Origin of the sequence: Actinomadura sp. NPDC000929 (assembly GCF_040492065.1) — a bacterium.
In the GTDB taxonomy this organism is placed as follows: Bacteria; Actinomycetota; Actinomycetes; order Streptosporangiales; family Streptosporangiaceae; genus Spirillospora; species Spirillospora verrucosospora.
On record NZ_JBEUPA010000231.1, the window covers coordinates 1 to 8,698 of the forward strand.

9 protein-coding genes and 1 pseudogene are annotated in these 8,698 nt (G+C 75.5%); 3 read left to right on the plus strand and 7 right to left on the minus strand.

Going from position 1 to position 8,698, the window contains the following annotated elements; genetic code table 11:
- From ABWI04_RS40245 to ABWI04_RS40255, 3 genes and pseudogenes are all read right to left on the minus strand, one after another.
- A pseudogene (locus ABWI04_RS40245) lies at window positions 1-322 on the minus strand (hypothetical protein); the annotation flags it as partial.
- Window positions 319-681: a BlaI/MecI/CopY family transcriptional regulator gene (locus tag ABWI04_RS40250; protein ID WP_345182972.1), complete on the minus strand. Its 363-nt coding sequence runs from the start codon at window positions 679-681 to the stop codon at window positions 319-321. The gene ABWI04_RS40250 and the pseudogene ABWI04_RS40245, both read right to left, overlap by 4 nt.
- Before the next feature lie 5 nt (window positions 682-686).
- Window positions 687-1,607 (minus strand): cation diffusion facilitator family transporter, encoded by a 921-nt coding sequence (locus ABWI04_RS40255; RefSeq protein WP_345182971.1) that lies wholly within the window; start codon window positions 1,605-1,607, stop codon window positions 687-689.
- 176 nt (window positions 1,608-1,783) lie between these two features.
- On the opposite strand from ABWI04_RS40255, the gene ABWI04_RS40260 reads away from it, so the two are divergent.
- Complete coding sequence (locus ABWI04_RS40260) at window positions 1,784-3,199, plus strand: dihydrolipoyl dehydrogenase family protein (protein ID WP_345182970.1); 1,416 nt, start codon at window positions 1,784-1,786, stop codon at window positions 3,197-3,199.
- Here the strand turns inward: ABWI04_RS40260 and ABWI04_RS40265 are convergent.
- Both ABWI04_RS40265 and ABWI04_RS40270 read right to left on the minus strand, forming a co-directional pair.
- A complete protein-coding gene (locus ABWI04_RS40265) occupies window positions 3,187-3,882 on the minus strand; it encodes an ABC transporter ATP-binding protein (RefSeq protein ID WP_345182968.1) in 696 nt (231 codons plus the stop codon). The two genes, ABWI04_RS40260 and ABWI04_RS40265, sit on opposite strands and share 13 nt — an antisense overlap.
- Entirely contained in the window at window positions 3,879-4,934 is a 1,056-nt protein-coding gene (locus ABWI04_RS40270; protein WP_345182973.1) for an FtsX-like permease family protein, read from the minus strand. The genes ABWI04_RS40265 and ABWI04_RS40270 overlap by 4 nt, the downstream gene beginning before the upstream one ends.
- Before the next feature lie 170 nt (window positions 4,935-5,104).
- Here ABWI04_RS40270 and ABWI04_RS40275 point away from each other — a divergent pair, with 170 nt between their 5' ends.
- Window positions 5,105-6,310, plus strand: a complete 1,206-nt coding sequence (locus ABWI04_RS40275; protein ID WP_353835694.1) for a sensor histidine kinase — start codon at window positions 5,105-5,107, stop codon at window positions 6,308-6,310.
- On the plus strand, window positions 6,307-6,945 hold the full coding sequence (locus tag ABWI04_RS40280) for a response regulator (protein ID WP_345182966.1): 639 nt from the start codon (window positions 6,307-6,309) through the stop codon (window positions 6,943-6,945). The genes ABWI04_RS40275 and ABWI04_RS40280 overlap by 4 nt, the downstream gene beginning before the upstream one ends.
- Before the next feature lie 62 nt (window positions 6,946-7,007).
- Here ABWI04_RS40280 and ABWI04_RS40285 read toward each other — a convergent pair whose 3' ends face one another.
- Both ABWI04_RS40285 and ABWI04_RS40290 read right to left on the minus strand, forming a co-directional pair.
- Window positions 7,008-7,520 carry a dihydrofolate reductase family protein gene (locus tag ABWI04_RS40285; protein WP_345182965.1) on the minus strand — a complete coding sequence of 171 codons (513 nt, stop codon included), beginning with the start codon at window positions 7,518-7,520 and terminating at the stop codon, window positions 7,008-7,010.
- On the minus strand, window positions 7,517-8,698 hold a 1,182-nt coding region (locus ABWI04_RS40290), incomplete at its 5' end, for an MFS transporter (RefSeq protein WP_353835695.1). The genes ABWI04_RS40290 and ABWI04_RS40285, both read right to left, overlap by 4 nt.

Below are 8,698 nucleotides of genomic sequence, written 5' to 3' on the forward strand. Positions count from 1 at the left end.
TGGTGGTGTTCGTGCACGCCGACAGCTTCGCCCAGGCGTTCGACCACTGGATGGCCGCCGGGATCCCCACCGCGTCCGGGACGGGCCGGTCGTCCCCGAACAGCGCCCACTCGGGGACGTGCGCCGCCGCGGACGGGGCCAGCGTCGCCGCGTAGTTGACGGCCACGAAGAAGCCGGTGCCGAGCGCGGCCACCGCGGTCAGCGCGCCGGTGGTCGCGAGCAGCCGCGCCGACCAGGACGGATGGAGCCGGGACGGCGCCTTCGCCAGCGCGGCGCTCAGCGTCAGCATGATGGCGAGGGGCAGGAAGGTGAACCAGTTCACCCGCCGGCCTCCGGAGGGTCGAGGAACTCGCGCAGCTTGCGCGCCTCCTCGGCGCTGAGCGACCGCGCGAACCGGTTCAGCACGTTCCCCGGGTCGCTGGCGTGCCGGAGGTGGTCGCGCATGCGCCCCGCCACCAGCTCGGACTCGTCGACGGCGAGCCGGTACCGGTAGTGCCGGCCCGCCCGGGCGCGCGTGACCAGCTTCTTGTCGTGCAGCCGGTGCAGGATGGTGTTCACCGTCGTGTAGGCGGGATCACCGTCCAGCCGCTCCACCAGCTCGGCGGTGCTGGCCGCCCCGCCGAGCCCGGCCAGCGCGGCGAGCACCTCCGCCTCCAGACGTCCGAGCGGCCTGCGCGTCACCGTCCTCAGCCCTCCTTACGCAGCACGTCCGGCTCAAGATAGACGAGCCGGGCGATCGGGACCGCCGCGCGGATGCGGGCCTCGGCGTCGTTGATCGCGTCGGCGACCTCCCGCGCGTCGTCCCGCAGATCCACGGCGATCTTCGCGGCCACGAGCAGCTCGTCCGGCCCGAGGTGCATGGTGCGCATGTGGATCACCGCGGGGACGTCGCTGCCCTCCACGATCGCCCGCCTGATCAGCCGCAGGTGCTCCGGCGTCGCGGACTCCCCGACGAGCAGGCTCTTGACCTCCGTGGCCAGCACGATCGCGATGGCCGCGAGCAGCACGCCGATCGCGGCGGTGCCGATCCCGTCCCAGACGCCGTCGCCGGTGACCAGGGTCAGGCCGACGCCCGCGAGGGCGAACACCAGCCCGACCAGCGCGCCGGTGTCCTCCAGCAGGATCACCGGGAGCTCCGGCGACTTGGACCGGCGGACGAACTGCACCCAGCCCGCCCGTCCGCGGCTGCGGTTCGACTCCCGGACGGCGGTGCGCAGCGCCGCCCCCTCCAGCGCGATCGCCACCAGCAGGACGGCGATCGGCACCCACTGCCACTCCTCGATCGGGTGCGGATCGCTGATCTTGTGCCATGCCTCGTACAGCGCGAACAGCCCGCCCAGGCTGAACAGGACGATCGCCACCAGGAACGCGTAGATGTAGCGCTCGCGCCCGTATCCGAACGGGTGCTCCTCGGTCGCGTCCCGCTGCGCGCGCTTCCCGCCGATCAGGAGCAGCGCCTGGTTGCTGGAGTCGGCCACCGAGTGGATCGCCTCCGCCAGCATGGACGACGAGCCCGTCAGCGCGAACGCCACGAACTTGGTGACCGCGATCCCGAGGTTCGCGGCCAGCGCGGTGATGACGGCCCTGGTACTGCCTTCGGCGCTCACGGACTCCCCTGTCGTGCGGTCTGCAACCACACTTGTAGCAGAAAGGCGGAGGCCCGGGAGAACCGGTCCCCCGATTTGCGATCATTGACGGCGGCAGGGGGGAGTCCTGCCGTACGCCGCGGTGTCCGGCAGGATCCGGGTGGACGAGACTGCGGCCGATCGGAAGGGCTGGGGGCATGGACGAGTTCGATGTCGTGGTGGTGGGGGCCGGGCCGACGGGTGAGAACCTGGCCGAGCGGGCGCACGCCGGCGGGCTCAGCGTGGCGGTCGTGGAGAGCGAACTGGTGGGCGGTGAGTGCTCGTACTGGGCCTGCATGCCCAGCAAGGCGCTGCTGCGCCCGGCCGCCGCGCTGGCGGACGCGCGGCGGCTGGCCGGCGCCCGCCAGGCGGTGACCGGGCCGCTGGACGCCGAAGCGGTCCTCAGGCGCCGGGACGAGTTCACCTCGCACTGGAAGGACGACGGCCAGGTCGAGTGGCTGGAGGGCGCCGGGCTCGTCCTGGTGCGCGGCCGCGGGCGGCTGGACGGGCCCAGGCGCGTCGCGGTGCAGACCCCGGGCGGCGGGCGGCGGGTCCTGACCGCCCGCCACGCCGTCGCGGTGTGCACCGGCACCCGCGCGGCCCTGCCCGGCCTGCCGGGCCTGGCCGAGGCGCGCCCCTGGACCAGCCGCGAGGCGACGTCCTCCGAGCGGGTGCCGCCGCGGCTGGCCGTGATCGGCGGCGGCGTGGTGGCCTGCGAGATGGCCACCGCCTGGCGGGCGCTCGGCAGCGAGGTGGTGCAGCTCGTGCGCGGGTCGCGCCTGCTGCCGCGCATGGAGCCGTTCACCGGCGAGGCCGTGGCCGAGGGCCTGCGCGCGGCCGGCGTGGACCTGCGCTTCGGAACGTCGGTCACCGGTGTCCGCCGCGACGGACCGGTGACGCTCACCCTGGACGGCGGCGACACCGTCACCGCCGACGAGGTCCTGTTCGCCACCGGCCGCACGCCCGCCACCGACGACCTCGGGCTGGACACGGTCGGGCTCACCCCGGGCCGGCCGATCCAGGTCGACTCCACCGGGCTGGCGGTCGGCGTGCCCGGCGAGTGGCTGTACGCCGCCGGGGACGTCAACGGCCGCGCGCTGCTGACCCACCAGGGCAAGTACCAGGGCCGGATCTTCGGCACGGTCATCGCCGACCGCGCCGCCGGGCGCCCCCTCGACACCGCCGCCTGGGGACGCAGCGTCGCGACCGCCGACGAGCGGGCGGTCCCGCAGGTCGTCTTCACCGACCCCGAGGTCGCGGCCGTCGGCCCCACCCTGGAGGAGGCGACGCGGGAGGGGCGCCGGGTGCGGGCGGTCGACTACGAGCTCGGCAACGTCTCCGGGGCCTCGCTGTACGCCGACGGCTACCAGGGCCGCGCCCGCGCGCTGGTCGACCTGGACAGCGAGACGCTCCTCGGCGTCACCTTCGTCGGGGCGGGGGTGGCCGAACTGCTCCACTCCGCCACCATCGCGGTCACCGCCGAGGTCCCCCTCTCCCGCCTCTGGCACGCCGTCCCCTCGTACCCCACCATCAGCGAGGTCTGGCTCCGCCTCCTGGAGACCTACCGCGGCTGACCGGCGGCGGGGGCGCTCTCGGACAGGCGGCCGTCGGTCATGGAGTACACGCGGTCGGCGGCGGCGAGCCTGGCCAGATCGTGGGTGACCATGACCGTGGCCAGCCCCCGGTCGCGGGTGAGGCGGTCGAGCAGCTCGACGACCTGCTCGCCGCGGACGTGGTCCAGGGCGCTGGTGGGCTCGTCCACGAGCAGCACCTCCGGGCCGTTCATCAGGGCGCGGGCGATGTTGACCCGCTGGCGCTCGCCGCCCGACATCTGGTGCGGCCGCTTGTGCTCCAGCCCCGCGAGGTCGACGGCGGCCAGCAGGTCGCGGGCCCGGCCGGCGGCCCGCCGCGGCGACCGGCCGGCCATGTGCGCCATCACCGTCAGCTGGTCGAGGGCCGTCAGCGAGGCCGGCAGGTTGGGCTGCTGGAAGACGATGCCGATGTGGTCGCGGCGCAGCCGGGTCCGTTCGGCGGGGCGCAGCCCGGCGGTCTCCCGGCCCGCCACGGCCACCGTCCCGGAGTCGGGGGACACGAGCGTCGCGGCCACGGCCAGCAGGCTCGACTTGCCGGATCCGGAGGGGCCGACGACCGCGGCGAACTCGCCGGGCCCGACCGCCAGGCTCACTCGGTCGAGCGCGGTCAGGGTGCGGTCGCCGTCGGGATAGGTCAGGACGACGTCGGCGAGGGCCAGGCTCATCGTGCGGCTCCCAGCGCGGTCAGCGGATCGACGGAGGTGATCTTGCGGATGGCCAGCGCGGCGCCGGCCGCGCCGAGCACGACCAGCACCGCGACGGGCAGGACGGTGGTGGCGGCCGAGACCACGAACGGGACGCCGTCCCCGATCGCGAGGCCCGCCAGCCCGCCGGCGGCGCCGCCGAGCCCGGCCCCGGCCAGCAGGACCAGCACGGCCTGGGCGAGCGCGTCACGCAGCAGGTAGCCGGTGCTCGCGCCGAGCGCCTTGAGCACGGCCACGTCGCCGCGGCGCTGGATCGTCCAGACCGTGAAGAACGCGCCGATGACCAGGGCCGAGATCGCGAAAAGGAACCCCCGCATGAGCTGCAGCGACCCGTTCTCGGAGGAGAACGACGGGATCGCGGACTTCGCGTCCCCCTGGGCGATCGTGGTGGTGCCGAGCCGCCGGTCGGCCGCGTCCAGGTCGGGACGCCCCGTCTCGCGCAGCAGCAGGACGGTCGCGGCAGGGCCGCCGCCCGACGGCTCCAGGGCGCGCCAGTCCTCGATCCCGAGCCAGGCGACCGGCGTGTGGCTGTAGGACGACGCGGCGCCCGTCCCGGCCACGGTGAGCCGGTGCCCGAGGACGTCGACCCTGGCGCCGGCCGCCAGTCCGGTGCTGTCGGCCAGTTCCGCCGACAGCACGATCTGCCCGGACGCGGGCGGGTGCGCCCGGTCGCCGGGAGCGACGCCGAAGAGCGCGGCCGGTGCTCCGCGCGCCCCGGACGGGCCGAAGGTCATCCGGCCCATCGAGACGCCGAGCGGCTCGGCCCGCACCCCCGCGACGTCCTGCCAGGCCCGCGCCGTCGCGTCGCTGATCCGGCTCCCCGCGAAGGACGTCTCCCCGCCGAACACGACATGGTCGGCGGGGAGGTCCTCGATGGCCGAGGCGCTGTCGCGCGCCAGGCCGGCCGTCAGGCCGGACAGCAGGGTCACCAGCAGCGTGATGAGCAGCACGACCGACCCCATGAGCGCGAACCGCCCCTTGGCGAACCGCAGGTCTCGCAGCGCCACGAACACGTGGGCCCCCGTTCCCGTCATCATCCGAACCGACGTTTCCCAGCGTGCGCCGCGGGCCCGTCCCGGCGCATCGTGCGGCGGGACGGGCGGAGCGCCTTCTTCCGGACACCGGGACATCAACCATTCGATCGATGCGGCCCGGGCGCCCCGTCGCCTACTGTGAGTGAGAAATGCCGAACGATCTGTTCTCGCCCGCGATGCGGTTGCTCGGCTGGGCCGTGCACGGCACCTTCCTGGTGCTGCTCGCGATCGCCCTGGTCCGCACGCTGCACGACGCGCGGGCGGGAATCGCCGCGGGCGGCCTCGCCCTCGGGGTCCTCTACGCCGCCGGGGTGGTCTGGGCCCGGCACGAACGGCGCCCTCGCCCGCTCCCGGCACGGCTGTGGCTCGCGCTTCTCACCGCGGCCTGGGCGGGGCTGGCCCTGTCCTCCCCCGACTTCGTCTGGCTGGCCTTCCCGCTGTTCTTCCTCTACCTGCACCTGCTGCCGCTGCCCGCCGCGCTGCCCGGTGTGGCGCTGCTGACCGCCGCGGCGATCGGGGCCGTGGCCTGGCACGGCGGCGGGGTCACGCTGGCGGAGGTGCTGGGCCCGAGCGTCGGCGCCTCCGTCGCCACCCTCATGGCCCTGGCCTACCGGGCGCTCTACCGGGAGAGCGAGCAGCGCCGCCTGCTCATCGAGGACCTGGTCAGGACCCGCGAGAGGCTGCTGCGCGCGGAGGCCGACGCGGCGCGGCTCACCGAGCGCGAGCGCCTGGCCCGGGAGATCCACGACACGCTCGCCCAGGGGATGTCCAGCATCATCCTGCTGCTGCGCGCCGCCCGCCGCGACCTCGACAGCGACCGCGACGCCGCGGTGGGGCGGCTGGCGGAGGCCGAGCAGGCCGCCGCGGAGAACCTGGAGGAGGCCCGCAACTTCGTGCGCGAGCTGGCCCCGCCCGCCCTGCAGCGGTCCTCCCTGCCGGACGCGCTGCGCCGCATCACCGAGTCGGCGGACGCCCGGTCGACCGCCCGGATACGTTTCCAGGTCTCCGGGTCCCCCGCCGATCTCCCGGTCGACCACGAGGTCGCGCTGCTGCGCATCGCCCAGGGCGCTCTCGGAAACGCCGCCGGCCACTCCGGCGCCGAGAACGTCGGGGTCACCCTGACCTATCTTGACGACATGGTGGTGCTGGACGTCTTCGACGACGGCCGCGGCTTCGATCCCGCGGCGGCCGGCGGGCGCCCGCCGGAGAGCGGGGCGGGCACCGGCTACGGGCTGCGGGCGATGCGCGACCGCGCCCGGGCGCTGGGCGGCGCGCTCACCGTCGAGTCGGCTCCGCGGGAGGGGACGGCGGTGGTGGCGACCCTGCCGCTGCCCGGCGGCGGGGAGCGGCGGTGAGCGGGCCGATCCGCATCCTGCTGGTGGACGACCATCCCGTGGTGCGCTCCGGGATCCGCGCCATGCTCGCCGACCAGCCCGGCTTCGCGCTGGTCGGGGAGGCGGCGACGGGGCGGGAGGGCGTCGAGGAGGCGCGCCGGCTCCGCCCCGACGTCGTGCTGATGGACCTGCAGCTCGGCGCCGGGATGCACGGCAGCGAGGCCACCCGCGAGATCACCGCCGCGGGGGCGGGCGCGCCGCGCGTCCTCGTGCTGACCACGTTCGACACCGACTCCGACATCCTCGCCGCCATCGAGGCCGGCGCCACCGGCTACCTGCTCAAGGACGCGCCCCCCGACCGGCTGTTCACCGCGATCCGGTCGGCCGCCGCCGGGGACAGCGCGCTCGCGCCGAGCGTCGCCTCGCGCCTCCTCGGCCGGATGCGCTCGCCCACCGCGACGCCGACCGCGCGCGAGCTGGAGGTGCTGCGCCTGGTCGCCGAGGGCCTCTCGAACCGGCAGATCAGCAAGCGGCTGTTCCTCAGCGAGACCACGATCAAGACGCATCTGGTGCACCTCTACGCCAAGCTCGGCGTCGACTCCCGCACGGCCGCGGTCGCCGCCGCCTCCCGTCGCGGCCTGATCCGCCCACCCTGACCCGGCGTCGATCGGGTCCGGCCGTCCCGTCCGGGACGGCCGGACGCGAGCGGCGGCCTCCCCTACCGGACGGGCCGGTAGGTGATCGAGACCGAGCCGGACGGGAACGCGCGGGACGCCGCGCGCTCGAAGGAGACCGGAGCGTCGAAGAGCCGGCCGCCGGAGCCGGCGGCGATCGGGTCGATCACGAGGCGGAGCTCGTCCAGCAGACCGCGGGCGAGCAGGCCGCGCACCAGGGTCGGGCTGCCGGTGACGAGGAGCGTGCCGTCCAGCCCCGCCACCTCGTCGAGTCCGGGGAGCGGCTCGGAGTTCGCCCACTCCAGCGGGGCGTCCGACGAGGTGACGACGTACTTCCGGAAGGCGTTCATGCGCTCGGCCATCGCACCGTCGGCCGTCGGCCAGTAGGCGGCGTGGTCCTCGTAGGTGCGGCGGCCGACGAGGAGGGCGTCCGCCTCGTCCATGCCCGCCATCACGGCCCGGTCCACCTCGTCGTCATGGTGAGGGCCGTGCCACGTCTCCGGGCCTTCGACGACTCCGTCGAGCGTGCTGAACAACTCCGCGACGATCCTTCTCATGAGACCGCTCCTTCGAGGACGGGGTCCGGCGCCGGGGCTTCGGCGGGACCGGGGACGGGCAGGTGCCGGAGCGTCCGCGCGACGAGAACGGCCACGGCGGCCAGCAGGACCGCGCAGACCAGCGCGATCACGTGGAGTTCGGTGGTGAAGGCCGCGCGCGCCTCGGCGACGCCGGAGCCGCGCGCGACGGCGTGGGCGAGGCCTTCCCGGGCGGCGGGCGGCAGGCCGGGCGCGGCCCGGTACACGATCGTGCCGACACTGCCGAGCAGGGCGACGCCGAGGGCGGTGCCGAGCTCGTTGCCGGTCTGCGAGAGCCCGGCCGCCGACCCGGCCCGCTCGGGCGGCGGCGAGCCGAGGACGATGGCGGTGCCGACGCTGACGAGGGGGCCGCTGCCCAGGCAGGTGACGGCGAACGCGGCGGCCAGCGCCGTCGCGTCCGGCGCCGCGGCCACGCCCAGGAACCCCGCGACCGCGACGGCCATCCCGCCCGGCAGCAGCAGCCCCGGCCGGACCCGGCGGCCGAGCAGCGGCGCGGCCTGGAAGGACGCCAGCGCCGCGAGCATCCCGGGCAGCATCACCGCCCCCGTCTCCAGCGGCGACAGGCCGTCCACCAGCTGGAAGCGCTGCGCGATGAACGTCATGGCGCCGCCGGACGCCAGGGGGAAGACGGTCAGCGCCGCCATGACGACCGCGAAGACCCGGCCGCGGAACAGCGAGACGTCCAGCAGCGGGTCGGGCAGGCGCCGCTGGCGGCGGACGAACAGCGCCCCCGCGGCGATCCCGGCGGCCAGCGCGGCGGCGGGCAGCGGGCGCGGCCCGTGCGCGGCCAGCTCCTTGACCCCGTAGACGGCGGGCAGGATCGTCGCCAGCGACAGCGCGACGCTCGCCGCGTCGAGCCGTCCGGCCGAGGGGTCGCGGTGCTCGGGCAGCAGGAACGGGCCGGCCAGCAGCAGCGGGACCATCGCGGGCACGCCGAGCAGCAGCACCGAGCCCCACCAGAAGTGGTCGAGCAGCAGCCCGCCCGCCAGGGGCCCGGCGATCGCGCCGAGCGTGAAGCAGCCCGCCCACACGCCGATCGCGCTCGCCCGCTGCCGGGGATCGGCGAACATCGTCGTGATCATGCCGAGGGTGCAGGGGGTGAGCGCGGCCCCGGCGACGCCGAGCACCGCGCGCGCCGC